Consider the following 24,673-nt stretch of genomic DNA (forward strand, 5'->3'; position numbering starts at 1 on the left):
ATTAGAACCGCGCCAGCTCCGGATGGTGATAGGCGTCGGGATAATCCATCGGCTTAAACGGCCCAAGCGGCACCACATTGTTCCACGAGCGACCAAAATAGCCTTGCCGACAATGGGTCAGTGATCCACTTTCCGCTACCCCATCCAGCGCATAGGCCCGACACAGCCATTGCCAGACATATGGATAGTCGAGAATCTTCGCGCCGTTCAATTTCATGCGCACATAATAGACCGGGTCATGACGGTATAGCGTGGGGAACAGCCTTAGGTCGGCTTCGGTAAAGCGGTCGCCCATGAGGAAGGGCCGTCCATCCGACAGCAGTTCGTCAAGGTCGGCCAACGTCTCGAAATAGGCTTCATACGCTTTTTGATAAACCGCCTGATCGGACGAAAACCCGGCCTTATAGGCCCCATTATTGATGTTGGTGTAAACCAACGCATTCAGTTCCTCGATCTGCTCGCGCAACGCCTCATCTTCCGGATAAAGGGACGGGCGCTGATCCCCCGCCAACGCGCTGCCCAGCGCCTCGGCGTGCCGATCCAACATGCGGATAATCTCCGCGCTCTCATTGTTCACAATGCGCTTGGCCTTTTTGTCGTAAAGGATCGGCACCGATTGCTCGCTCGCCCCTTCAGCGCGGTAAATATCTTTGGCGACACGGAAATTTTCGCCGGTCGCGGTCTCGCGGGTGCATTCAGGCAAAGTTTCGCCCGTAAGGCTGGCCACGCGGTCGGGGCTGAATTCCCAAAGCCCCGCGCCAGCCGGGTCATCTTCGCCCGTGCGGTTGGGAAAGGCCACATCCATGGAGATGCTGTTCTGCAACCCCAGCACATTACGCGCCAAAATCACCCGATGGCACCAGGGACAATTGAGCGCCACAAACAAATGATAGCGCCCCGGCTCTGCCGGAAAATCCGCATCGCCGATCTGATCGCGAAAGCCGCTGACCCCGCGCACAAACTCACCGCTTTTGCGCCGCGCCACCGCGTCCGTCTGGTCTTCTTCGGTGGAGATGTTGGCTTTGTCCTTGGTCATGATCCGCCCTTTTGTGTTTTTACTTCAACGCACCAGAGCAGCATCGGGTTCATTCATCAAGACGCAATAAGGTCAGTCGCCCTCAAAAATATGCCGGCAAAGCCTGCACCAAGGACTGATGAATGCGATCGCGCACCGATATTGAAATGTCCGGCCGTTCAAAGGCCTGCCCAGTCAGCTTTTCATATAGCGCGATATATTTCTCGCTGAACGCCAGCAAAGTCTCCTGCGGGATCTCCGGAATCGGGTCCTTATAAGGATCGCATTGGCCTGCCACCCATAGGCGCAGAAATTCTTTGTCGAGACTATCCGGCTCTTCACCTGCGTCAAAGCGCTGCTGATAGCTATCGGCCAACCAGATGCGGCTGGAATCAGGCGTGTGAATTTCATCGGCCACAACGATGACACCATCTTCATCGACGCCAAACTCATATTTGGTATCGACCAGAATAAGGCCCTTTTCCGCTGCAAGGGCTTGCCCACGCTTAAACAGGGCCAGGCTTTTCGCTGAAATCTCATGCCACTGCGCCGGGGTCAGCAATTGCGTGTCCAAAATCTCAGCTTCCGTGATCGGCGCATCATGGCCGCCATCGGCTGGCTTGGTGGTCGGGGTGATGATCGGGGCTGCAAGCTTTTGGTTCTTGCGCATGCCATCAGGGAATTTATGGCCATAAATCACCCGCTCGCCACGCTGATACATGGGCCAAATGCTGGTGTTGGTGGACCCGGTAAGATAGGAGCGCACCACAATTTCAATCGGCAGCATTTCAAGATCTTTGGCCAACACCACATTCGGATCAGGATATGAAATCACATGGTTGGGACAAATATCTTTGGTTTCTTCAAACCAATAGCGTGCAATTTGGGTCAGCACCTGCCCCTTAAACGGCACCGCCGCCAAGACTTGATCAAACGCCGATTGGCGATCTGTGGTGATGAGCAGGCGCTGGCCATCGGGCAACTTATAGGTGTCGCGCACCTTGTTGCGGGTATAGTTGGGCAGCTCGGAAAATTCTGCATCTGTCAGGCACTTGTCCTCAAGCGACGATCCTGCATTAAGTTGTGCCATTAAACGACTCCCCGATTGGCTGAAAAGCGAGAAGCTATCACAAAAGAAAAGTGGGCAGCAATCCTGTTCAAAAGTTCGAGAAAAAAGCCCGCGCGCCACGCGCCAATTGCCCACCCCTTGCAAATATATCGATTTAGTGTTGTACTCATGTATAACACCAATAAACTTCAATGCGGTGCATATGTGCGGCGTTAGGCGAGACATCAAAAGTCTCTCATACCAAGGCAAGGACAAAATATGTCAGAACTCAAAACAACCGCCCGTTTGGCGGGCCTTTCCTATCTCGGGCTGGCCATCACCGGCATGCTCGGCTTTTTGCTGCTCCGCCCGATGATTTTTGACCCGGCGGATGCGGCGAACACCGCCGCCAATCTGGTGGATAAAGAGGTGCTGGCACGTCTGACCATCGCGTTGGAGCTGGGCGTTGTGTTGACCCAGGCGCTGGCCGCGATCTGGTTTTTCAAACTATTCCGGCTGGTCAATCCGGTGACAGCCGGGTCCATTGCCGCCTTCGGGCTGGTCAATGCCATCATCATTCTGGTGAGCAGCGCGGCCATGGTCACCGCCCTTAAAGTGGCGCTCACCCCCAGCCTTGCCCCGGGCGGCGATGTGGCCGCCACCGTGCAATTGATGTTCGCCATCAGCGCCGCCGCCTGGCAGGTGGGCATGCTGTTTTTCGGCCTCTGGCTGATCCCCATGGGCTATGTAACGCTCACCTCAAACTGGATGCCCAAAGGGCTGGGCTATGTGCTGATGGTGGGCGGCGTCGGCTATATGCTGAGTTGCTTTGCCACAGTGCTGTTGCCCGCCAATTTTGGCTGGGTAGCCGAACTGCTGCCCCTACCCGCCACCGTCGGCGAATTCTGGATGATCTTTTACCTGCTGATCATCGGGGTGCGGCCCAAGGCAGAAGCCGCCAGCGCCTAGCGACCCGATATGATTATGGCGCAGCCCAAGGCTGCGTCATACCCCAATGGTCAAACATGGCGCTTACCGAATATGGGCTACCGCATATATTCCATATGCGCCGCTATCTTCACTTTGCGCGTTCAAACAAATAAGCAAAAGGTGACTTGGTGTAAGCGATGCCACGGCCGGAGACCTTGATACTGTCGGCGCTGATCATTTGTTGTTTCTTCGGCACCATATAGCTGTTCAGATTACGGTCTGAGACACGATATTTGCCACCAGATGAAGTGACCACGCCAATCAACTCAAAACGCGGATCGAGCGCGGCCAAAGCCGCATCGCCATGGCTGGAATTGACCAGCAACTTTCCTCCAATGCGCACAGAATGCCCTCAGGCTTCTGAGATAAAACCTGCATAAAGCGAGATCAACAGTCTAGTGTCTGATAGCCAGCTTGCTCAAAATAGACTTCCTCGGAAATTTCATACCAATTCAAGTCACGATAGCTCCAACCTAGCCGCTTCCCGTTGTGAACCACATAGGCATGTAAGTCGAATTGGTAGTCTTTGGGAGCATTCCGCAAACTCCAATAGAATGAATGTCGTGAAATTTCGGAAACACCTCGGTCTACCGCTGCTTGGCACATCAAAATCTTCGACGTGTCTTCAGCAACTGAGATCGTCACAAGGAGCGTAAGCGCCATGGCCAAACTCGCTGTCCAATACTTGGCAGGCGAGAGCAAACAAAAGATTGCCAGCAAGATCAAAAATGTGACCGCAGCGTATGGTAAAAGCAACAAAACAAGTTGCCTAAACTCCATGCCATCACGGATAGCCATCCAAAGCGGGGCTGGCGCCGTCAAGGCATTCAGAAGCGCCATCAAAGGTTCAACCCGAAAGGCGAAGTAAACAAAAGCAAGTAGCGAAAGGTGCAACGCCAATAGACCTAATGTTCGGCGTAATCCGTTCTTTCGAATTCCCAGCAGCAGCCAAATCCAAATCCCGAGAGAGAGTACAAGGTAGGTGAGTAAAACAATTTTGAAAATCTTGCCATCCGCCCAACATAATCAAGTAGCTGATTTTAGCTCTGATTTTGACTATTATGTGTCCCCCAACGCCAAAAAGGCCGCACAGCTTATGCCATGCAACCTTTCCCAATCTGGGTAAGTCAATTGGTCTTTTAGGTCCCTAGCGGCGGTGTTGCCGCATCAGGGCGATTTCGTCCATTTCGGCTTGATCGCGTTTGGTTTCTGCTGCCGCTTCGCGCGCATGTTCGCGCTGGTCGAGCAGTTCCACCTTCTTCAAATCTTCCACCGCTTCAGCCAATTCGTCCTGCGCGGCTTCAAGTTTTTCGCGCATTTCGTCTGCCGAGGCCATCAAATTGTCACGACGGGTTTTGGCCGCCTTGGCAAATGTGGAATAGGCAAAATGATCTGTGTCGGTGATGCCGGTTTTTTGATGCTCAACCTCAATCTGCTGATCCAATTCTGACGCCATGCGTTCAAAATCAGCCACCATCATTTCAATCTGCATCACAGTGCGACGCTTTTCGTCGACCTGAAATTTCTTCAACCGAATGAGACTCTCATTCCGTGACTTCATGACTTGTACTCCTTACCCAACCAAGCCTTCATCATTCATTACCCCCTACGCGGGCAACAATTTCTTCAAGCGTTTGATACCCTTCCAAAAGGCCCACCCGCTCGTCCTGACGCTGCGATAAAAACGCATCGAGCGCCGGCGCAATGGAAATGGCATCATCCACTTTCGGATCTGACCCAGAGCGATATGCCCCCAACCGGATCAATTCCTCCATATCGGCATAAACCGACATATATTCCCGCGCCTTGGTCAATACCGGCTGATATTCAGTCGGCACACACCCAGGCATGGTGCGTGAAATAGACCTCAAAACGTTCACCGCCGGGTATCTTCCCCGCTCGGCAATCGCCCGTTCCATCACAATGTGACCATCAAGAATCCCGCGTACGGCATCCGCAATGGGCTCATTATGATCATCACCTTCTACCAAAACGGTAAAAAGTCCGGTAACAGAACCAGAATTTTTTAACCCTGGCCCCGCGCGCTCCAATAATTTTGGCAATTCAGTGAACACTGTGGGCGGGTAACCCTTGGCTGTCGGGGGTTCTCCGGTGGCCAAGCCAATCTCACGTTGGGCCATAGCAAAGCGCGTTAAACTGTCCATCATGCACAAAACACGCTTGCCTTGGTCGCGAAAATACTCAGAAAGCGTTAAAGTCATATAGGCTGCCTGCCGCCGCATCAGCGCAGGCTCGTCCGATGTGGCCACCACAATAATGGCGCGCTTTAAGCCTTCCGGTCCCAAATTATCTTCAATAAATTCTTGAACCTCGCGGCCCCGCTCACCGATCAGGCCAATAATCGCCACATCCACATCTGTGTTGCGCGCCAACATCGACATCAATACCGATTTGCCCACGCCCGACCCGGCAAAAATGCCCATCCGTTGCCCATCGCAACAGGTGGTGAAGGTGTTGAGCACCTTGACGCCCAAATCTATGGGATTGCCGACACGCGCCCGATCATGCGCCGCGGGCGGCGAAGCCCGCAAACTATAAGACGTGGCGCCGCGCATAATAGGCTCGCCGCCATCAATCGCCTCGCCCTTGGCATTGACCACGCGCCCCAGCCAGCTTTCATCTGGCTGCACCGAACCGCCATGGGAATAAAAGATCGCCTTGCACCCCAGCCGCACCCCTTCGAGCGGGCCAAACGGCAAACAAAGAGCATGATCATCCTGAAACCCGACAATCTCGCACATGACCCGATCGCCACCACGGGCTTCAATCGCCACGCGGCCACCCACGCGCAATTCGCGCACCGGGCCAATAATCTCCACCAAGAGCCCCTGCACGGTTTTCACCCGTCCATAGACCTCCTCGGCGTCCATCGCCTCAATGTCAGCGATCAATGATTTCACGCGGCCTCAATCCTTTTGATTCGGTTAATGCTAACGATTCCTTAACCCGGATTCACTATTTTAGGGCGAAATACGCAAAAAAAATTATGTTTTTGCCCAAAGCCATTTTCCCCCCATTCATTGCCACTTCACTGAGTCGATTGAGTCAGTTACAAGACTTTCTTAAACTAAATTATTAAGTTGATAACCATTAATTTATTCATATTTTTCAACCGCTTAACCTAAATATGTGATAAGTGTAAATGCATATTGCAGAAGTGAATTAAACTTTGTTAACTATTTCATATTAGGGTTGAATCAATATCCAGTAGGATTTGTTAACGATCAGGGGCACCGCGAGTGTCGTTGATAAAGGTTCCAAGACGGAACAGGAATAAGGGGAACGACATGCGGGTACTCCTAGTTGAGGACGATAGCGCCACGGCGCAGAGTATTGAGCTGATGCTCAAATCAGAGAGTTTCAATGTGTACACCACGGACCTTGGTGAAGAGGGCGTGGATCTGGGCAAGCTTTATGATTATGACATCATTCTGCTTGATTTGAACTTGCCTGACATGAGCGGCTATGAAGTGTTGCGCACATTGCGCGTTGCCAAAGTGCAAACACCGATCCTGATCCTGTCTGGTCTTGCCGGCATTGAAGATAAAGTTCGCGGCCTCGGTTTCGGCGCTGACGACTATATGACCAAGCCCTTCCATAAGGATGAGCTGGTTGCGCGCATTCATGCAGTTGTCCGTCGCTCTAAAGGCCACGCACAATCTGTTATTCGCACTGGCGATCTGACCGTGAATTTGGACACCAAGACCGTTGAAGTTGGCGGCCAGCGTGTTCACCTCACCGGTAAAGAATATCAAATGCTCGAATTGCTGTCCTTGCGTAAGGGCACAACCCTCACCAAAGAAATGTTCTTGAACCACCTTTATGGTGGCATGGACGAACCAGAGCTTAAAATTATTGACGTGTTCATCTGTAAGCTGCGCAAAAAGCTTTCAGTGGCGACCGGCGGCAAGAACTATATCGAAACCGTTTGGGGCCGCGGCTATGTATTGCGCGAACCAGACGAAAACGAGCTATCAGAAAGCGCCTGATCTTAGCATTTGCTTTCAACCTTGCTTCTTAACCCCGCTTCGGCGGGGTTTATTTTTGGGCAATGCTCACTTTCCGTAACCCAAAGCCTGTGCAATATGGGACCAAATTTATATCCCCAGACACAAGCATTGACCGAAATGAATAAGCCCCTTCCCGCGCGATTGAGCCCGGACAGCCCTCTTTTGCCCGACGTCCTGGCGTTAATTCAAGACGCCTTCGCCTATATGGCGCCGCGCATTGATCCGCCCTCATCGATGCATCGCTTAACGGTTGAAAGCATCAAAGAGCACTGCAAAACGGGCGAAGTCTGGGTGATCGGTGATCGGCCGGATGCGTGCATCTTTTTGCGATCCAAAAGTGATTGCCTCTATATGGGCAGGCTTGCGGTGCGCGAGGATATGCGCGGCAAAGGGCTGGCCAAGTCCCTTATTCAACTGGCCGAACAGCGGGCAGTCGAACACGGCTTCGCCGTTCTGGAGCTGGAAACCCGCATTGAGCTTACGGAAAATCACCGCACCTTTGAGCGGATGGGCTTTGTCAAAACCGGAGACGGCACCCACGAGGGGTTTGATCGGCCCACCTACATTATCATGCGCAAGCCGATCGTCACGCCTACCCCATCAGCCGATTGACCGCATCCTGATCAAAGCCTTTGATCACCAACCACAGCCCCATCACCAATTCCTGTGGCGCCAGCACCATCTGCAAATAGAAGCCGATGCCGTTATCCAAATGGAAGAAATGCAGCAGCGCATAGGCCATATAGGGCACCACGCCGATAAAACCCCAGATGGACAGCCAACGCGGGATCAGCTTGGTGCGATAAAAGGAAATATAAAGGCAGGTCGCCCCGATCAGAAACGCGATGGTGCCGACCGGTCCGAGAAAGCTCTGGAATTCATAAAGGACCTGGCCCATGGCCTGCAAAGCGGTCGAATTATCGCCGGCCGCCACATATTGATGGCCAAGCGCCACAAGGGTGAGCAAGGCCAATACCGAAATCATATAATATGTGCCTTCAAGCGCCCCGCGAAACAGCACCATGCCCATGGCAAGCTCGAAACTATCTCGTCTAAAAAGCGGATAAAGAAAGATTGTCATCGCCACGAGCGAAAGACCCATCATCAGGATGAAAAAAGCCCCGACATTAATCTGCGACGCGTTTTCTGCGACCATGGCGAGAAAATCAGGCGTCGAAATCGGTGTGCTGGATACAATTGACGAGACCACTTCGCCGCCAAAGACCGCACTGCCAATGCCAAAAACAGTGCCCAGAAAATAAAGCCCACCTGCTGCGGCGGCATTCATTCGATAAGTACTCATTTGAATATAAGCCAACCCGCGCGGGCCAGCCTCCTCCCTGTTCCCAAATAACCGTCGGCGGCTTCCACCAACTTTATCAGCATAACAAGGGGTCAAAGACGCGCCTTGAGCTAGCGCAAGTCCCCAATTTGAGCGCCGCTATTTACAGGGCTATCGCGCCCATGCACACCAGGTGCGCGACAAACTGCAGCCGCGGATTTATTCGGGGCGACGAAACACCATCGGCAAATTGGGGTCAGGTTTGAACTGATCACTCACGCCCACCAGCGTTTCTGATGCGCCGAGCACCAACGCGCCACCCGGCGGCAACTGCCGCGCCAGATGGGTAAGGATCTGCCGTTTGGTCTCAACATCAAAATAGATCAACACATTGCGACAAAAGATGGTGTCGAACTGGCCGAGCCGTGCCGGGTTGTGCAGCAAATTGTGAACTTCAAACTGAACCATATGCTGCAAAGCGGGCGCGATCTGCCATTGCTCATCAATTTTGGTAAAATGCTGCACCAATTGCTGGGCCGACAAGCCGCGCTGCACTTCAAATTGGGTAAATAGACCCGATTTGGCCCGCGACAGCGCCGTTTGGCTCAAATCGGTGGCGACGATCTCCGCCCCCTGATGCAACCATGAATGTTTTTTGGCCGCTAGGATCATCGCCAAACTATATGGCTCCTGCCCCGTGGCCGCTGCCGCACACCAAATCCGCACCTTTCGATCCTCGTCCCGCGCCCGCGCAATCGCCTGCGGCAACAAAGCCTGCTCAAACGCATCAAACGGCTTTTGATCGCGAAAAAAGAAGCTCTCATTGGTCGTCAGCGCATCGATGACCGCTTGTTGCACCTCGCCCATGGCCATCGGCAAGCTGGCGGCCAAAGCATCGATATGTGCAAAGCCGAACCGCTTCACCACCGCCTCCAGCCGCGCCTCAATCATATAAATCTTGTTGGCGGACAGCTGAATACCCGCTTTTTGCTGCATAAACCGGGCAATGATCGCCACGCTTTGCTCAAGCATCAGGCGCGCCCCGCGATCTGGGTTTGGCCCTGCAACAAGCGATGCAACGCATCGCCCATTTGCGCCAAACTCACCACCTGTTGGGCGCTCCCATTGGCCACCGCCGCGCCGGGCATCCCCCACACGGCAGACGAGTCCTGATCCTGCGCCAACACAACGCCACCAGCTTGCCGAAGGGCCAGAGCCCCTTCCGCGCCATCGCTGCCCATGCCCGTCAGCACCAACACGGCCCCTTGAGGGCCATAATGGGCGGCAAAACTTTTCAAAAACGGGTCTGCTGCCGGACGGCAAAAATGCTCTTGCGGCCCCTGATCCAAGGCAAGGCACAACCCGGCGGCCCGCTTTGACAAGCGCATATGAAAATCGCCCGGGGCGACATAAAGGTGGCCCGCCGCAACAGCCTGTTCATGCACCGCTTCGCCGCCAGCATAGTGACTGAGATCGCATAAATCCTTGGCCAGCAATGGGGTGAAATGTGCTGGCATATGCTGCACCACAAATACGCTGAGGTGACGCGCAAAGGGCCGCAAATGTGGCATAAGCTGAGACAGTACAGGCGGCCCGCCAGTGGAGGCAACCAGCGCAAGCCCCGTAATGCCATGGGTGTGCTGAATATTTGCCGATTGCTTAGCCATCCCTGCGCGACGTTGGGGCCTTTTTGGCCCCAATGCACGCAGCTTTGCCAACAAATCACGTTCAAATTCGTCTCGCGAAATCGAGCCGCTTCCCGGTTTCGCCACATAGTCTGTGGCACCCAAGCTCATGGCTTGCAGCGAGATTTTAGCGTTGCGGGTGGAAAGCGTGGAGGCCACCAAAATCTTGCCTTTCGGCACCGCTTGCAAAAGATGCGGCAACGCCGTCATCCCGTCCATCACCGGCATTTCCAAATCCAACACAATCAGGTCGGGTTGCACCTTGCGCGCCAATTCAATCGCTTCCGCGCCATTGGCGGCGGTGCCCACCACGCTCAGCCCCGCCTGCGCACCGATCCAGCGGCGCATCAGCCCGCGCACGACCGCAGAATCATCCACAAGCATCACCCGTGCCGCGCCCGCCTGCCCGGCGGTCGGTTCATGACCATCCATTCATGTACTCCAAATTGGGCCGTTGCCCTAGTCTTGGTACAATCCCAAGAACTTGCCTTCCAGGATCTCGCGATCAAAAGGCTTCATCATATATTCATCGGCCCCGGCTTTAAGCGCCATGGCGATGTGGCCAATGTCGTTTTCGGTGGTGCAAAACACAATCTTTGGCATTTCGCCGCCAACATAGGACCGCAATTTCTTTAAAAATTCGAGGCCGGACATCACCGGCATATTCCAATCCAGCAAAATTGAATCAGGCATATTCTTGGCGCACTTTTCAAAGGCTTCTTTGCCGTCTTCGGCTTCATCAACCTCAAATCCGATTTCTTCCAAAATCCGCCGCGCAACTTTGCGGATAACAGTGCTGTCATCTACAATTAGGCAGGTTTTCATAAAATCTTCCCCCAAATTACGCGCAGTGCATCAAATCTTGCGACAACATGCTCTTTATCATGCCATCGACTTCCAAAATAGTCATTAACCGCCCCTCATGCCGCACGGTTCCCCGCGCGAAACTGGCCAAAACCGGATCAATATGGTGCGGACAAGGCTGCACCTGATCCCGCGCCAGCGAGACGACGTCGCGAACACTATCCACTAAAAATCCATACGATTCGTTTAAATATTGAACATTTATCATCAAACTTGCGGCTTTTTCGCCCTGTTTGCCGCCCAAAATCTGACCGAGATTGAGCGCCAACACAATACGACCGCGCAAATTTAAAACCCCGGCGACAATTGATGGTGCTTTGGGCACGGGTGTCAGCCCATCTAATTTATGCACATCGCTTACCCAGGTCACATCCATACTCAGGAGCTGACCGCCAACTTCAAAACAAACCACTTGCATCTGATCAACGTCCATTATGCCACCTCCCGATCGAGCCGATTGCGCATTTGTGCCAAAGCATCATCCAGCTGCGCCCGGTCGTTCTTGGCGATATAAGCAGACATGCCCAAGGCCTTGGCCTGATCGCGCGCCCGCGGTTCATCATATGAGGTCAAGGCAATGATCGGCGTTTGCGCCGCATGGGGGGCATTGGAGATGGATTTGGCCAATCCAAACCCATCCATGCGCGGCATTTCAATGTCGGTCACGATCAAATCATAACGCTCGCCGCCTTCAACCCGCTCCATCGCTTCCACGCCATCATGACACACGGTGACATCAAAGCCGGCGCTTTGGAAAATGGGTACAAGCATATTGCGGAAAAACGCACTATCCTCAGCATAAAGCAGCTTTTGCCGGTGCGGCGTGGCTGTTTGTCCCTGACGCTCAAACAGTTTGGGATGTTCCTGCGCCATAAAATAGGCCAAATCCAAAATCTCAGTGGCTTTGCCATCCAAAATCGCAGACCCTAGATACCCCAACCCGGCACCGTCCAAATCATAATGTTGCGGTGCAAGGCAGATATCCAACACTTGATCCACCACAATGCCGAGCAAAAACCCATGATCTTCGAAAACCAGGAGTGGCTTTTGCCGGACAGATGCGCGTTCCGCCTCTGATAAGTCACGCAAAAAGATGATGGGCATCAACCGCTCGGTATATTGCAGGGTAGATCGTCCACCCACTTGCTCGATCTTGCTTAGCTCCACCTGCTCCAACCGATGGATCAGCGACAGCGGCACCGCCTTGCGCCCCGCGCCATCGAGATTGAAGCACAACAGTTCGATCTGGGTGTTTTGCACATTGTCTTGCGCTTGTTCAGCATGGGTTGCCCCATGATCAACCAATTCGCTTTGCGTGACTTGGACGGCCAAGCCTTGCGCATCCAAAATCATGATCACACTGCCATCGCCAAGAATGGTCGTGCCGGAAAAGTGCTTAAGCTCTTTAAGCGCCCCAACCATTGGCTTGACCACAATTTCTTCAGTGTGGAACACCGCATCCACCAACAAGCCAAATCGGAACGAGCCAATTTCCAACACCACAACAAAGCCCCCATCGGCGCCCGGTCCTGTTGCCGCGCCCAAGGCCTCATCCAGCCGCAATATTGGCAAAAGCTGATCACGCAGCTGCAAAACGGGCACGCCGCTGACCTGTTCGATTTGCACCTCTGCATCAGAATGATGCCCCTTAACCGCCTTGGCCGGAGACACGCGCACCAGTTCGCGCACGGCCCGTTGCGGCACCGCGAACCGCTCATCATGGCTGGCAACAATTAACGCAGGCACAATCGCCAGGGTCAGTGGAATGTTCAGGCTCACCAAGGTGCCTTCACCGGGCGCCGACTGCAAATCAATGGTGCCGCCAATCATTTCGATATTGGTGCGCACCACATCCATGCCAACGCCGCGCCCGGACACGCTGGTCACCGCCTGCGCAGTCGAAAAGCCGGGGTGGAAAATCAATTGATGTGCTTGGCTGTCGGTCATCCCATCAGCATCTGCTGGCGTGATCAACCCGCGCTCCAGCGCTTTTTGCTTGAGCTTTGCCGCATCAAGGCCGCGTCCATCATCACGGATTTCAATGATGATCTGCCCCCCTTGATGAAAAGCATTCAACTCGATCCGCCCCGCCTCCGGCTTGCCTGCTTCGGTGCGGTCAGCAGGTGGTTCAAGCCCGTGATCAGCGGCATTGCGGATCATATGAGTGAGCGGATCTTTAATCTGCTCCAACACCTGTCGATCCAGCTCGGTTTCCTCACCGCTCATCTCCAAATGGATTTGCTTGCCCAACTCCTTGCCTAAATCACGCACAATGCGCGGCATTTTCTGCCACAGTGCGGAAATCGGCTGCATCCGGGTTTTCATCACCCCATCCTGCAATTCCGCAGTTACCGAACACAGGCGCTGCAAAGGCGTGTGATACCTCGCATCTTCATGCTCGCGGCTCACCGCCATCAACTGATTGCGGGTCAGCACCAGCTCCGACACCATGGTCATCAATTGCTCGAGCACGCCCAACTGAACCCGAATGGCCCCTTGAGCCGGTGCGGTCGGCTTGCCCATTTCTGGCGCGGTCAAAGTATTTTGCGGGTCGGTGTCCATTTGCGGTGTTTCGGACAAAGCATCATCCGGCCCCGGCGCATTGCGAAACGCCTCTTCCAGCGGGTCCAGCGGCACATCGCTGTCGAAAGGTGCTTGGGGACCAAACTGATCTTCCTGCGCGTCAGCCCCCTCTGCCAATCCGTTGAGCGCATCAATGAGCGCTTGATCATCCCCCGCAGGCTCCGCCCCCGCATGGGCTTGCATATGGTCCAACTGCGCTTTGATCTGGTCGATAACGTGCAAAATGGTGCTGACACCATCAGCGGTGGGCGGCAGCCCGTCGCGATAACGGCCCATCAGATTTTCCGCCGCATGGGTCAACGCTTCCATCCGCGGCAGCTCCAAAAAGCCGCATGTGCCTTTGATGGTATGAACCAACCGGAAAACCTGGCGCAATATGGCTTGATCGCTCGGCGCCTGCTCAAATGCGACCAGCGCCGCATCAATCTGCTCAAGGCTTTCGCCTGTCTCGACAATAAAATCGCTAAGTAACTCGTCCATGAGGATACACCGGCAAAAATCATACAAAATAGATGATCAGCCTGCGCCAGAACGGTTAATGAGGGATTGAAAAAACGGCCCCTAAGTAGTCGTACTTAGGGGCCGCGAAATCTTTTCGGTGATGCTAAAACCTAGCCGGCATATGCATCAAACTCGACCGCTTCATCCACAAGTTCCAGCCGAATTTTGAGCCCACTCTCCCGCGCCAAAAGGCCGGTATAGAAGGGCTGGATCACTTGGGCATCCACGCGCCCATCTTCCGGCGTGCCGTTCAACAATGCCACATTTCCGCGTGGAATAAAGGTCTTCGGGCCCGTCGCACGGATCTTAAAGCCTTTATCTTCCGGCGACGCATCATCAAGGCTCACCACGATATTGCCCCCGCGCGGCACAGCGCCCGCAGCAATCAACAGCATGTTCAGCAGCAGCTTGACCTTGTTTTTGGGCATCAAGACCGGCTCGATCTGCCATTCAATGTCTGCTTTTTCGCCCTCCATATACCCAAGGGCAACTTTCTCCGCATCGCGGGTATCAATTTCAGTGCCTTGAGTTGAGGAAGCGCCAAAAGCCAACCGCGCAAATTCCAGTTTTGAACGGGCCTGTTTGGCCGAATTGTTGATCAATTCTTGCGCAAACTCTGCCATTTCTGCTTGGTCTGGGTCGCCAAGCACCTCAAGACCATTGCCAATTGCCCCCACCGGACTAATCAAATCATGGCACACCCGCGAGCACAGCATGGCCGCAAGATCTGGTCCGCTCAATTGCACAATATCCGCCATTTTCATTCCTTAAAGCTGGTTGAACGCGCCAAATGCCTATGTTTGGTCGCGATTCGCTAGCCCCAAGTTTTACCTGCACACAAACGCGCGGCAACACTGAATACTGAAAATCTTGAGATTTTCCCCTTAACGACGCGCCAAACGAACCTTTAGGCCGTCCCAATTTTGAAGCGCATAGTTCAGCATGGCCGCTTTTTCGACCAAAAACGCTTCACGATTGCCCGGGGAATAGAACAAATAAAGCCGCTGATTGTGAATGACATAGATGCGGGGATTGCCTTTTGACAAATAACCGCGCGCCACACCGGCCAAGCCGTAGCCACCAAATTGCGGCGCATAAGATTCCGGCGACGACATAAACACACGTTTGTTCGCCTCATTGGCAAAGAACCAAGAGACGCCTTCCCACTCATATTCGTATTTTGGGGTGCCAGCCAGCGGGTCCTGCTCGGTGAAATAGCTCACCGGGTCCATGCCCTCAATGGCGGAACCGGACAAGGGATTGGTCACATAAATATCAAGGATAAATCGTTCTGTATTGGCCGCTGTCGGCGCCACAAGAAAGCCAAGGTTCAAAAGCAAAGAAAAAATGCCCCAAAGCCCTCTTATCGTTAATGTTTGTTTACCGAATTGCCGCATCATTGCCTTGATTTGCATCTATTCTGGTTGCAATCGGCACGATTCTACCAACAAGGGATGACGCCAAAGTTAATGCAACACTATTCTTTTGCATCAATACTTCGCCAAAGAAGGTTGGAGCAGCGGAAAAAGCTTAAAGGACTGCATGTGCAATGATTAAGCGCCTCGCTTTAATACTCTCAATTCTTGTCACCTTCACCTTCGCTCCACTCAGCGCCAACGCGCAAACTGGCGCGTTGTCGGATAACTATTCGACCGACGAACTGGTGGATGCGGGTGGTCAATTCTTCGGCAAAGTATCGCAAGGCCTTGCCTCTGTGGTGGAACGCGCAGCGTCAAATTATGGCCTGCCAAACGGCTATATTTTGGGCCAGGAAGGCTCTGCTGCCCTGTTCGGTGGCGTACGCTATGGCGAAGGACAGCTTTACACCAAGAACGCAGGCAACCATTCACTCTTCTGGCAGGGGCCTACCCTTGGCTTTGATATTGGTGCTGATGGTTCCAAGGTGATGATGCTGGTTTATAATTTGCCGTCCACCAATGCCATTTATGGCCGCTATCCCGGTGTGGAAGGCTCTGCCTATATGGTCGGCGGCCTCGGCATGACCGTTATGAAGTATAAAGACGTCTATATCGTGCCAATCCGCTCCGGCGTTGGCGCCCGTCTTGGGGTGAATGTTGGCTATCTAAAATTTACCCAACAGCCCACATGGAATCCCCTATAAGCGCTTGAGCGCTCTTCACATTCTCTCAGGTCACTGTAGTTAACTATTTAGCAACATAGTGGTGACCTGAGCTGTTATTTCTTGTAAACTGCACCATATAAGATTACGTCAATGGAGCGTACGCAAAGTCCGCGTGCTGCTTCAGGGAGTTGGTGCATGTTAATCGAGAATTTGATGTTTGCCGCACTTGGCTTTTTGTGTGCATCAATTCTTGCGCTCCTTATCATGCCGTCTGTTTGGCGCCGTGCTGTGCGCCTCACCAAGCGCCGCATCGCCGCCGCAACCCCCGTTACCCTCACCGAATTCAAGGCTGAAAAAGACCAACTGCGCGCAAAATATGCTTTGGACATGCGCAAGCTGGAACTGCAACTTGACGATTTGCGCAACAAGCGCGCAGCGCATTTGCACGAACTCACGGAAATGCGCGAAACGCTGGAACTGCAAACCCGCGAATATGATGAAGCCATCTCCATTGCAGATGAAATGGAAGACCGCAATGAGAGCCTGCGCGATCAGGTACGTGCCTATGAGGTGGAAACGACCAACCTGTCTCAGCGCCTGCGCGCCCGTGAACGTGACTTGGCCGACAAAATCCAGGAATTGGATGAGGCACGCGCCGTGGCCAACATTGCCAATTCCGCCACTATCTCAGCATTCAACGACGCCAAAATGACTGGCGATTATGACCGCGACACCGGCAATTTGATCAATGCTGTGCAAGTGCAAAAGCAACGCGCCGATAATCTTGAAAAACGCTTTCAAGCCAGCGTGGAGCAGATCAAGCAGATTAAGGCCAAATACAAACTCTCCGCCGAAGATTTGCTGGACAATGGCATTCCTGACCTGATTGACGAGGCCGAGGCCCAAATTCGCATCACAGCGGAACGGTTCAAACGTATTTCTGAAGAAGGATTGCGAGACGAAGAAACCGTGCGCCCACAGCCTCAAGAAGCGGCGCCGACTTTGGCCTCAGAACTTTCACTTGAAGATGAGCTTAATGATATTGGCGGCCGCATCAAAGACATTGAAGAAGATATTTTGGCCAATTTTGATGCCCCAAATGGTGATCATGACGCCCTGCGCCGTCGCCTTGAGGACCTCGCCGTAGATGTGAGCCACATCGTTTATGCCAATGATGCAGACGCGCCTGAAGAGCACGAAGAAAGCCTGTTTGACCGCGTGCGCAAATATGCCGATGAAGGCCTTGAAGAGCTGGACACGCCTGAACCCGCAAGCGAGGGCACCCGCTCAGGTCGCGTGTCTGATCGCATGGAGGCGCTGAAACGCGTCGCTGGCCAACAATAAATCGGCCGACTATTCAGAAATCTCTGGAGTAAAACGAATATCGCGGATCACGTTGCCGGTTTTCGCATCCACGATGCGCACCACTGTTTCCCCTTCAACATCCAAGGTGAGTGTGATGGTGCCGGATTGGGCGACAGCGTTGCGCACTTCAGCCCCTTGGGGCAGCGCGATTGACTGCGCCTGATATTGATCGGCGCTAGAATTTTGCATCACGCGATAGACAAGTGCGCCCGCAACAGCGATAAAGCCCACCAACATTATCATGATCGACACACCAAAGGACCGCCGCGCCCGGTTGATCACCGCCTCGGCTTCTGGCGTAAGCTCTTCTTTGGGTTGATCAGTATTAGGACTATTATTCGTCATGACCGCAGACTCCTCGGACGCGCAAGACACGCTAAACTTTACCGTTACCCCCGAATGGGTGGGAAAACGGCTGGATGTGGTTGTGGCCCATTTTGCGCAGGATATCAGCCGCTCTCGCTGCCAAGATCTGATCCGCCAAGATGCGCTCACCATTGATGGCGCGACCATAAGCGAGCCGAAATACCGCGTCAAACAAGATCAACAGATCAACTTGATTTTACCCCCACCTGTTGATGCCGCTCCCCTCGCCCAAAATATCACCTTGGATATTTTACATGAGGACGATGCACTGATCGTGATCAACAAACCGGCCAACATGGTGGTGCACCCGGCCCCGGGGCTGGATGAAGACACATTGGTCAACGCCCTGCTCTATCATTGCGGCGACAGCCTCGTCGGCATTGGCGGCGTTAAGCGCCCTGGCATCGTGCATCGGCTAGATAAAGACACAACGGGCGTCATCGTGGTGGCCAAAACCGAGCAGGCACACAATCACTTGGCCGCGCAATTTGCTGATCATGGGCGCACGGGACCGTTGGAACGCGAATATATCGCATTGGTGTGGGCCGAGCCGCGCCCGCCCAAAGGCCGAATTGAAACCCAAATTGGACGCGACCCCAAAAATCGCACCAAACAGGCTGTGCTTAAAGAAGGCGGCCGCAACGCCATCACCCATTTTAAGCTCGACCATGTTTTTGGCGGCCACAAATGGACGGTTGCGCGCGTCAAATGTCGTCTCGAAACCGGGCGAACCCATCAGATCCGGGTCCACATGACCCATATTGGTCACCCCCTTTTGGGTGACGCCAACTATGGCATTGGCATGGAAAGCAAGATCCGCAATCTGCCCATGCCCGCGCAACAAGCGCTCAAAGCGCTCAACCGGCAAGCGCTGCACGCTGCATTGTTGGGCTTTGAGCACCCCGTTACCAAGGAAAAAATGGTATTCACCGCGCCGCTGCCTAAAGACATGTCAGAACTTGAATCTGCGCTTTCAGCGGCGTCTGAAGATGATTTTTCACAATAAATACAAATTTGCATGATATTTTTTCAACTTTAGGGGATGAAATACCCTATATCGAACCTATATAGTGAACGAGCTAATTGATTTTCCGCGTGTTCGAGTTCGAAGCGCACAATTGCCGTTTGATGCGCAAAGCATAAATGGCGATCATGGTAGGAGTGAGGGTGCTTTATGGCCCAGTCTAATTTGCCGACACTGACATCCGATAGTGGATTGTCACGCTATTTGCAGGAGATCCGCCGGTTCCCAATGCTGGAACCTGACGAGGAGTTTATGCTCGCCAAACGTTATAAAGAGCATGAAGACCCTGAAGCAGCACAAAAACTCATCACTTCACATTTGCGCCTCGTGGCGAAAATCGCCATGGGGTATCGTGGCTATGGCCTGCCCATTTCTGAAGTTATTTCCGAGGGCAATGTCGGCCTGATGCAGGCGGTGAAACGCTTTGAACCGGATAAAGGCTTCCGCTTGGCCACCTACGCCATGTGGTGGATCCGCGCCTCCATTCAAGAATATGTCTTGCGCTCCTGGTCATTGGTGAAAATCGGCACCACGGCAGCGCAGAAGCGTTTGTTCTTTAACCTGCGCAAAGTGAAAGGCCAATTGGCCGCGCTTGAAGATGGCGCGCTGCACCCGGATCAAATCAAACAGATCGCCACCACCCTATCGGTTTCCGAAGATGAAGTGGTGTCTATGAATGAACGCCTCACGGGCGACGCTTCGCTGAACGCACCCATGCGCTCTGACGAAGGGGCCTCACAATGGCAAGACTGGTTGGTGGACGAAGCCCCCAGCCAGGAAAAAGTGCTCGGTGACAGTCAAGAATTTGACGAGCGCATGCAATTGCTGAAAGACGCAATGAATGTGCTCAATGAGCGGGAGCAAAAAATCTTTGAAGCCCGCCGCCTGAAAGAGCCGCCATTGACGTTGGAGGAGCTGGCGCAGGAGTTCGACGTTTCTCGCGAACGTATCCGCCAGATCGAAGTGCGGGCGTTTGAAAAAGTGCAAGCTGAAGTTAAGCGCGCCATGCTGGAAAACGCCTAACCCAACGCCAATCTATTGTTTTGAGCTGATGAGGTCTGCCATATGCAGCGCCTCGTCATTGCCTTCCCCGCGCAATCCCGCAACAACGCCTTGCTGATCGGCGGCGGCACGATTTTGGCTGACTTTCCATTTGCCCACCATGTCGGTGATCCGCAATTCCACCCCGTAAATGCCCTTAAGCTGTCGCGTCGTAAATTCATCAGGAGCATCGTCAACAGACCATGGCGCGTCCCGCCCTGCTTCCATCTGATCGGTCAGGCCGTTCAGTTGCGATAACAGCCAGTCGGCATCCTCGTGAAAATGCAACGTGCCGCGCAAATGCGCCACCATATAATTATAGGTGGGCACCTCTTTGCCATGCTCTTTTTTGCCCGGATACCAGTTGGGGGTGATGTAGTGCGTTGGCCCTTGGAAAATCGCCAGCGCTTCTTGCCCGTCATCCATGCGCTTTATCAAATCATTGGCCCGCGCCAAATGCGCCAGCAAAACCGGCGCCCCATTTTGCGTTTTCCAAATCATCGGCACATGATTGACGATCGGCACGCCCTCCCCATTGCAGGCCAACATGGCCAAGGGATGGCGTTGCACCAATTGCCGCAACACCTCGGGGCGATCTTCCTTAAAAGCGGGGGGCTGATACATTTGACATCTCTATTTCAGTTAAAACGTCCAAAAATTGATTGGGCAAAATCAACAAATAGGGCTGAGCATGGTCGCCATGGGGAACAATTTCAATGTTCGGCTCCACCGCGCAATTGGAAGTGCTGATCACATCGCCCTGCGCCAAACATAGCCCATCAAGCGGATATGCCAACCCCTTGGAATAGTCCATTTCAATAGCCGACAGGGGATAAACGGATATCCGCGTCTCAACAGGCACATCAAATGAAACCGGGCCGGAAATCACCGCGATCACATCGGTTTCATCCACCAGGATCAGTTTTTTGGTCTGCCCGTATTTTTGCGCCGCATGTAAGGCTGCCAACGAATGATCGAACCGTTTGCCGATCATGCCCAGGCAAATATAGGTCGGCGCCTTGGTCCGATAGAGGCATTTTTCAAAGTCCGTTGTGGCCTGTTCCGGCACATGCACAATTTGCGTTTTCTTCGGCAAATTATGCACAGGCACATATGAATCCATATCGCCAATGATCGCCGCAATCGGCACCCCGGCCGCCAGCGCCACATGCGCCGCCCCATCCGCCGCCACCACGGGATAGCCTTTGGCCACCAAGCGCTGCAGTTCGGCAATTTCAACGAACCCGCCACCCAACACAACAACAGGCGTATCGTACTCTAACTCGGGAAAAACGTGGTTATCTTGCCGCATATTCGCTCTTGAATCTTATTCCATTTCAGATAGGTTGGCCCTGTCTCACTGGGGTGCTCATACGATGAGCTGAGAATTCACCCATTGAACCTGAACCAGGTCATGCTGGCGGAGGGAGTTTGAGCGACACGGAACCAAGTTCCCGCCTTCGACTTTCCCCTTTCAAGCACGATCGCAATATGTCCTGTTTCCAAGGAGAAAGAAATGTCTTTTCAAAAAATCGGACTTGCGGCGCTTGTGGGCTTTTCAACCCTTGTTGCCGCCGCAACCGCGCAAGACAAGCCCACCCTCACCATTTACACCTATGACGGCTTTGCCGCAGATTGGGGCCCAGGGCCACAACTTAAAGCCGGATTTGAAGCAAACTGCGACTGCGAAGTTGATTTCGTTGGCGCTGATTCGTCAATTGGCGCCCTGCGCAAAGCGCAATTGGAAGGCCCTGGCACCAAAGCTGATATCATTCTTGGCCTCGACACCAGCGTTGCCGCTGAAGCCAAAAACACCGCATTGTTCGCTGACCACAATGTGGACCTTTCAGCGCTCGACCTGCCTGTGGACTATGCGTCGGACCAATTCGTGCCCTTCGACTATGGCTATTTTGCCTTCGTTTACGACAGCAGCAAAATCGAAACTCCACCATCCTCTTTCGAAGAATTGGCGGCAATGGACGACAATTTCAAGATTGCTGTTCAGGACCCACGTTCGTCCACCCCGGGCCTTGGCCTGGTGCTTTGGATGCAGGCAGCCAAAGGCGATCAAGCAGATGAGCTTTGGGCCGATATTGCACCAAATATCCTGACCGTCACCAAAGGGTGGTCAGAAGCCTATAGTCTGTTCCTGGAAGGTGAAGTGGATATGGTGTTGTCTTACACCAGCTCCCCTTCCTACCACCGCATCGCGGAGGAAGAGGACAAATATCTGGCCGCACAGTTTGAAGAAGGCCACTATGTTCAAGTGGAATTGGCTGGCATTCTGGAAAGCTCCGAGCAAAAAGATCTCGCAAGTGATTTCTTGCGCTTCTTGGTGAGCCAAGACGGCCAAAAAATCATTCCAACCACCAACTGGATGTTCCCAGTAGTGGCCCTGGATGATGGCCTGCCAGAAGGGTTCGACACCCCGTTGCCAGAAGAAAAAAGCCTGATCTTGGACGACGAGACCGTCGGGCAAAACACAAAGCAATATATTGATGACTTCTTTGCCGCAATCGGCCAATAAATCGACATCAATAAACGCGTCGCCGCCCCGTGCGGCGGCGCGTCTGCCTTTTAACTGGCGCTTCTTCAGTGGCCTACTGATCACCTTTTTTGTGTTCGCCACGATCTTTTTGGTGTTGTTCGTTATCGTCAATGCCGCGCAAAATCTGCCCTCAAATCAAAGTGCCCTCAGCGCCAATCTTTTGCATCTGTTGCGCATGAGCTCCATTCAGGCCGGGCTGTCGGTTTTCTTCTCGCTGATCGTTGGCGCATTCGCCGCGGTGGCGCTATATCGCTTACGCTTTAAAGGCAAAGGCCTCGCCCTCGCCCTGCTCTCGGCTGGATTGGTGCTGCCCACCATCATTGTCGCCTTCGGCCTGCTGGCCGTTTGGGGGCGCGCCGGATGGTTGCGCGAAGGGGCAAAGACACTTTTTGATCTCGATTTGAATTTTTCCATTTTCGGGCTGGTTGGCATATTGATGGCCCACACCCTGCTCAACGGATCTTTCGCCGCGCGTTTATTCTATGACCGATTGGCCAGCACCCCGGCGACAAAATTGAAATTGGGCCGCTCTTTAAACCTCAGTCCCATGGCCCGCTTTCGCTATATCGAATGGCCCGCGCTGAAACCGGCCATCCCCGGCCTCGCCGCAACCATCTTTCTGATGTGCTTCACCTCATTTGCACTTGTGCTGTTGCTGGGCGGCGGCCCTGCCAATGCCACCTTTGAGGTCGCGATTTTCGAAGCCGTGCGGCTCGACTTTGACCTAAACCGCGCCGCCCTTCTGGCCGCCACGCAGCTGCTTTTCTGCCTGATCATTATTGTGCCCACCGCCAATTGGAATACCAAAAGCATGATGATTGGCGAAGCCAGCATGCAAAATCTGTGGCCAGCCATCGGTCGCGAAAAATGGGTCCTGCTTGGCCTGCTCCTGCTGGTGGCGGCATTTTATCTGACGCCGCTTTTTGCCATTATCCAAAAGGCTATTTCGCCAGCGCTTATTCCGTATCTGGGCCAAGAAAAGTTTTTACGCGCCTTGCAAGCCAGCCTTACCATCGCCAGCGTCAGCGCGAGCCTTACTCTGGTTTTGGCCACGTTGCTGGCGACCGCCCGCGGCGAGCTGAAGCGCGCCGAAAAGCTGGGCACAGCGCGATGGCCCCGCCTGTTCCGCATGATTTTGGGCGCGCCTATCTTCGCCTATATGGCCATGCCCGCTATGGTCTTGGGCCTTGGCTTCTTTCTCATCACCCGCCATCTGGCGCTGCCCACAGAAGCGGTCGGCATCTGGGTCCTGATTTTGGCCAACGCCCTGTTGGCTTTGCCGCTGGCAAGCGCCGCCCTCACTCCATCCTATGAGAAATTGGCCAACCGCTATGGCAAACTGTCCATGTCCCTCAACATGACCGGATGGCAACGTTTCCGCCATATTGAATGGCCCTTGTCCCGTCGAGAGGCAGGCTATGTGTTTGCTTTAGGTTTCACCTTCTCCCTCGGCGATGTGGGGGTGATTGCCCTGTTCGGCACTGACGAATTTTCCACTTTGCCGTGGCTCATGTACCGTGCCCTAGGCAGCTATCGCTCCAACGACGCCGCGCTGATCGCAGGCATCCTCTTGGCGCTTGTGATTTTTAGTTTTTGGGCCCTGCCCCATCTGTTCAGGATTAAACGCCGTGCTTAATATCAACCAACTTCAGTTCAGCTATGGTCCTCAGGCGCCACAATATGACTTTTCATTGCAGGTTGAGGCGGGAGAAATATTGGGCATCTCGGGCAAAAGCGGCTCTGGCAAATCCACCCTTTTGGATTTGATCGCAGGGTTTTTGCGTGCGCAAAGCGGCCGCATCGCCCTCGATGATCAAGAATTGACGCCACTGCCTACAGAGCAACGCCCGATTTCGATCCTGTTTCAAAAAGACAATGTGTTTGAACACCTCACCGCACAAAAAAATGTTGAGCTGGGCCTGGACGAACCCAAAGGTGCGGCCGCCCTATTGGCGCAAGTTGACCTGAACGGGTTTGAAAAATCCATATGTGCAGAGCTCTCAGGCGGGCAGCAGCAACGTGTGGCCCTGGCGCGCACCTTGGGGCGCGACCGCCCTATCTTGCTGCTTGACGAGCCGTTTTCCGCCCTTGATGACCAAACTGCAGACGAGATGCGGCAATTGGTGCGCCAGTTAGTGACCCAAGAAAAATGGCACACCATTTTGGTGAGCCATCATCAAAAAGATTTAACCGAATTGGCCACGCGGCAGCTCTCCCTTTCCGGGGGAAAGCTGCACGCGCTTTAGC

General features: G+C 53.7%; 27 protein-coding genes and 1 riboswitch. Of the genes, 11 read left to right on the forward strand and 16 right to left on the reverse strand.

The window, feature by feature from the left end; all coding sequences use genetic code 11:
• Position 1: 1 nt before the first annotated feature.
• Both G549_RS0109995 and G549_RS0110000 read right to left on the reverse strand, forming a co-directional pair.
• Entirely contained in the window at positions 2–1,036 is a 1,035-nt protein-coding gene (locus G549_RS0109995) for a glutathione S-transferase C-terminal domain-containing protein (protein WP_027834920.1), read from the reverse strand.
• A gap of 82 nt (positions 1,037–1,118) precedes the next feature.
• The gene (locus G549_RS0110000) at positions 1,119–2,105 is read right to left on the reverse strand and encodes a phosphoribosylaminoimidazolesuccinocarboxamide synthase (RefSeq protein ID WP_036221843.1); all 987 of its coding nucleotides are present in this window, start codon (positions 2,103–2,105) and stop codon (positions 1,119–1,121) included.
• A gap of 237 nt (positions 2,106–2,342) precedes the next feature.
• Between G549_RS0110000 and G549_RS0110005 the strand changes: the two genes are divergently transcribed.
• Positions 2,343–3,032, forward strand: coding sequence for a DUF4386 domain-containing protein (locus tag G549_RS0110005; protein ID WP_027834922.1), 690 nt, complete (start codon positions 2,343–2,345; stop codon positions 3,030–3,032).
• A 109-nt stretch (positions 3,033–3,141) separates the two neighbouring features.
• Here the strand turns inward: G549_RS0110005 and G549_RS19790 are convergent, their stop codons facing one another.
• The gene (locus tag G549_RS19790; protein ID WP_156905530.1) at positions 3,142–3,396 is read right to left on the reverse strand and encodes a hypothetical protein; all 255 of its coding nucleotides are present in this window, start codon (positions 3,394–3,396) and stop codon (positions 3,142–3,144) included.
• 318 nt (positions 3,397–3,714) lie between these two features.
• Between G549_RS19790 and G549_RS21825 the strand changes: the two genes are divergently transcribed.
• On the forward strand, positions 3,715–3,921 hold the full coding sequence (locus G549_RS21825; protein WP_156905531.1) for a hypothetical protein: 207 nt from the start codon (positions 3,715–3,717) through the stop codon (positions 3,919–3,921).
• A 279-nt stretch (positions 3,922–4,200) separates the two neighbouring features.
• On the opposite strand, the gene fliJ is transcribed toward G549_RS21825, so the two are convergent.
• Together fliJ and fliI are read right to left on the reverse strand one after the other, a co-directional pair.
• On the reverse strand, positions 4,201–4,614 hold the full coding sequence (gene fliJ, locus G549_RS0110025; RefSeq protein ID WP_027834924.1) for a flagellar export protein FliJ: 414 nt from the start codon (positions 4,612–4,614) through the stop codon (positions 4,201–4,203).
• A gap of 31 nt (positions 4,615–4,645) precedes the next feature.
• Positions 4,646–5,974, reverse strand: a complete 1,329-nt coding sequence (gene fliI, locus G549_RS0110030) for a flagellar protein export ATPase FliI (RefSeq protein WP_027834925.1) — start codon at positions 5,972–5,974, stop codon at positions 4,646–4,648.
• Positions 5,975–6,361: 387 nt separating this feature from the next.
• Between fliI and ctrA the strand changes: the two genes are divergently transcribed.
• Entirely contained in the window at positions 6,362–7,063 is a 702-nt protein-coding gene (ctrA, locus tag G549_RS0110035; RefSeq protein ID WP_027834926.1) for a response regulator transcription factor CtrA, read from the forward strand.
• A 138-nt stretch (positions 7,064–7,201) separates the two neighbouring features.
• Positions 7,202–7,696: a GNAT family N-acetyltransferase gene (locus G549_RS0110040; RefSeq protein WP_036222295.1), complete on the forward strand. Its 495-nt coding sequence runs from the start codon at positions 7,202–7,204 to the stop codon at positions 7,694–7,696.
• On the opposite strand, the gene G549_RS21355 is transcribed toward G549_RS0110040, so the two are convergent.
• The 8 genes from G549_RS21355 to G549_RS19815 all read right to left on the reverse strand — a co-directional run bounded on the left by G549_RS21355 (position 7,677) and on the right by G549_RS19815 (position 15,414).
• Positions 7,677–8,387 (reverse strand): DUF4386 domain-containing protein, encoded by a 711-nt coding sequence (locus G549_RS21355; protein WP_084634112.1) that lies wholly within the window; start codon positions 8,385–8,387, stop codon positions 7,677–7,679. The two genes, G549_RS0110040 and G549_RS21355, sit on opposite strands and share 20 nt — an antisense overlap.
• A gap of 198 nt (positions 8,388–8,585) precedes the next feature.
• Positions 8,586–9,398, reverse strand: coding sequence for a CheR family methyltransferase (locus tag G549_RS19800; protein WP_051213601.1), 813 nt, complete (start codon positions 9,396–9,398; stop codon positions 8,586–8,588).
• Positions 9,398–10,483, reverse strand: coding sequence for a chemotaxis-specific protein-glutamate methyltransferase CheB (gene cheB, locus G549_RS19805; protein WP_051213602.1), 1,086 nt, complete (start codon positions 10,481–10,483; stop codon positions 9,398–9,400). Before cheB ends, G549_RS19800 begins: the two co-directional genes overlap by 1 nt.
• Before the next feature lie 27 nt (positions 10,484–10,510).
• Positions 10,511–10,876: a response regulator gene (locus tag G549_RS0110060; protein ID WP_027834929.1), complete on the reverse strand. Its 366-nt coding sequence runs from the start codon at positions 10,874–10,876 to the stop codon at positions 10,511–10,513.
• Between the two features lie 16 nt (positions 10,877–10,892).
• Positions 10,893–11,348: a chemotaxis protein CheW gene (locus tag G549_RS19810; RefSeq protein ID WP_036221849.1), complete on the reverse strand. Its 456-nt coding sequence runs from the start codon at positions 11,346–11,348 to the stop codon at positions 10,893–10,895.
• On the reverse strand, positions 11,348–13,978 hold the full coding sequence (locus tag G549_RS0110070; protein WP_027834930.1) for a hybrid sensor histidine kinase/response regulator: 2,631 nt from the start codon (positions 13,976–13,978) through the stop codon (positions 11,348–11,350). Before G549_RS0110070 ends, G549_RS19810 begins: the two co-directional genes overlap by 1 nt.
• A gap of 131 nt (positions 13,979–14,109) precedes the next feature.
• Positions 14,110–14,757: a histidine phosphotransferase ChpT gene (gene chpT / locus G549_RS0110075; protein WP_036222307.1), complete on the reverse strand. Its 648-nt coding sequence runs from the start codon at positions 14,755–14,757 to the stop codon at positions 14,110–14,112.
• Positions 14,758–14,883: 126 nt separating this feature from the next.
• A complete protein-coding gene (locus G549_RS19815; protein WP_051213603.1) occupies positions 14,884–15,414 on the reverse strand; it encodes a YHS domain-containing (seleno)protein in 531 nt (176 codons plus the stop codon).
• A 134-nt stretch (positions 15,415–15,548) separates the two neighbouring features.
• Between G549_RS19815 and G549_RS0110085 the strand changes: the two genes are divergently transcribed.
• A complete protein-coding gene (locus G549_RS0110085; protein ID WP_027834932.1) occupies positions 15,549–16,121 on the forward strand; it encodes a DUF1134 domain-containing protein in 573 nt (190 codons plus the stop codon).
• A 225-nt stretch (positions 16,122–16,346) separates the two neighbouring features.
• Positions 16,347–17,426, forward strand: coding sequence for a coiled-coil domain-containing protein (locus G549_RS0110090; RefSeq protein ID WP_169449638.1), 1,080 nt, complete (start codon positions 16,347–16,349; stop codon positions 17,424–17,426).
• A gap of 9 nt (positions 17,427–17,435) precedes the next feature.
• Here the strand turns inward: G549_RS0110090 and G549_RS0110095 are convergent, their stop codons facing one another.
• A complete protein-coding gene (locus G549_RS0110095; RefSeq protein WP_027834934.1) occupies positions 17,436–17,792 on the reverse strand; it encodes a DUF6476 family protein in 357 nt (118 codons plus the stop codon).
• Between G549_RS0110095 and G549_RS19820 the strand changes: the two genes are divergently transcribed.
• Both G549_RS19820 and rpoH read left to right on the forward strand, forming a co-directional pair.
• Complete coding sequence (locus G549_RS19820; RefSeq protein WP_036221855.1) at positions 17,791–18,819, forward strand: RluA family pseudouridine synthase; 1,029 nt, start codon at positions 17,791–17,793, stop codon at positions 18,817–18,819. The genes G549_RS0110095 and G549_RS19820 overlap by 2 nt on opposite strands.
• Positions 18,820–18,987: 168 nt before the next feature.
• Entirely contained in the window at positions 18,988–19,860 is an 873-nt protein-coding gene (rpoH, locus tag G549_RS0110105) for an RNA polymerase sigma factor RpoH (RefSeq protein ID WP_027834935.1), read from the forward strand.
• Between the two features lie 12 nt (positions 19,861–19,872).
• Here the strand turns inward: rpoH and G549_RS0110110 are convergent, their stop codons facing one another.
• Both G549_RS0110110 and G549_RS0110115 read right to left on the reverse strand, forming a co-directional pair.
• Complete coding sequence (locus G549_RS0110110; protein ID WP_027834936.1) at positions 19,873–20,502, reverse strand: FMN-binding negative transcriptional regulator; 630 nt, start codon at positions 20,500–20,502, stop codon at positions 19,873–19,875.
• Positions 20,480–21,190: a thiamine diphosphokinase gene (locus G549_RS0110115; RefSeq protein WP_027834937.1), complete on the reverse strand. Its 711-nt coding sequence runs from the start codon at positions 21,188–21,190 to the stop codon at positions 20,480–20,482. Before G549_RS0110115 ends, G549_RS0110110 begins: the two co-directional genes overlap by 23 nt.
• Before the next feature lie 39 nt (positions 21,191–21,229).
• Positions 21,230–21,324: riboswitch (TPP riboswitch) on the forward strand.
• 70 nt (positions 21,325–21,394) lie between these two features.
• Here G549_RS0110115 and thiB point away from each other — a divergent pair.
• The 3 genes from thiB to G549_RS19825 are packed head-to-tail and all read left to right on the forward strand — an operon-like array spanning position 21,395 to position 24,672.
• A complete protein-coding gene (gene thiB, locus G549_RS0110120; protein WP_051213604.1) occupies positions 21,395–22,405 on the forward strand; it encodes a thiamine ABC transporter substrate binding subunit in 1,011 nt (336 codons plus the stop codon).
• Positions 22,377–24,062 (forward strand): ABC transporter permease family protein, encoded by a 1,686-nt coding sequence (locus G549_RS0110125; RefSeq protein ID WP_027834939.1) that lies wholly within the window; start codon positions 22,377–22,379, stop codon positions 24,060–24,062. Before thiB ends, G549_RS0110125 begins: the two co-directional genes overlap by 29 nt.
• Positions 24,055–24,672, forward strand: a complete 618-nt coding sequence (locus G549_RS19825) for an ATP-binding cassette domain-containing protein (protein ID WP_051213605.1) — start codon at positions 24,055–24,057, stop codon at positions 24,670–24,672. Before G549_RS0110125 ends, G549_RS19825 begins: the two co-directional genes overlap by 8 nt.
• Position 24,673 lies beyond the last annotated feature (1 nt).

It is taken from the genome of Maritalea myrionectae DSM 19524 (assembly GCF_000423365.1).
Taxonomy (GTDB): domain Bacteria; phylum Pseudomonadota; class Alphaproteobacteria; order Rhizobiales; family Devosiaceae; genus Maritalea; species Maritalea myrionectae.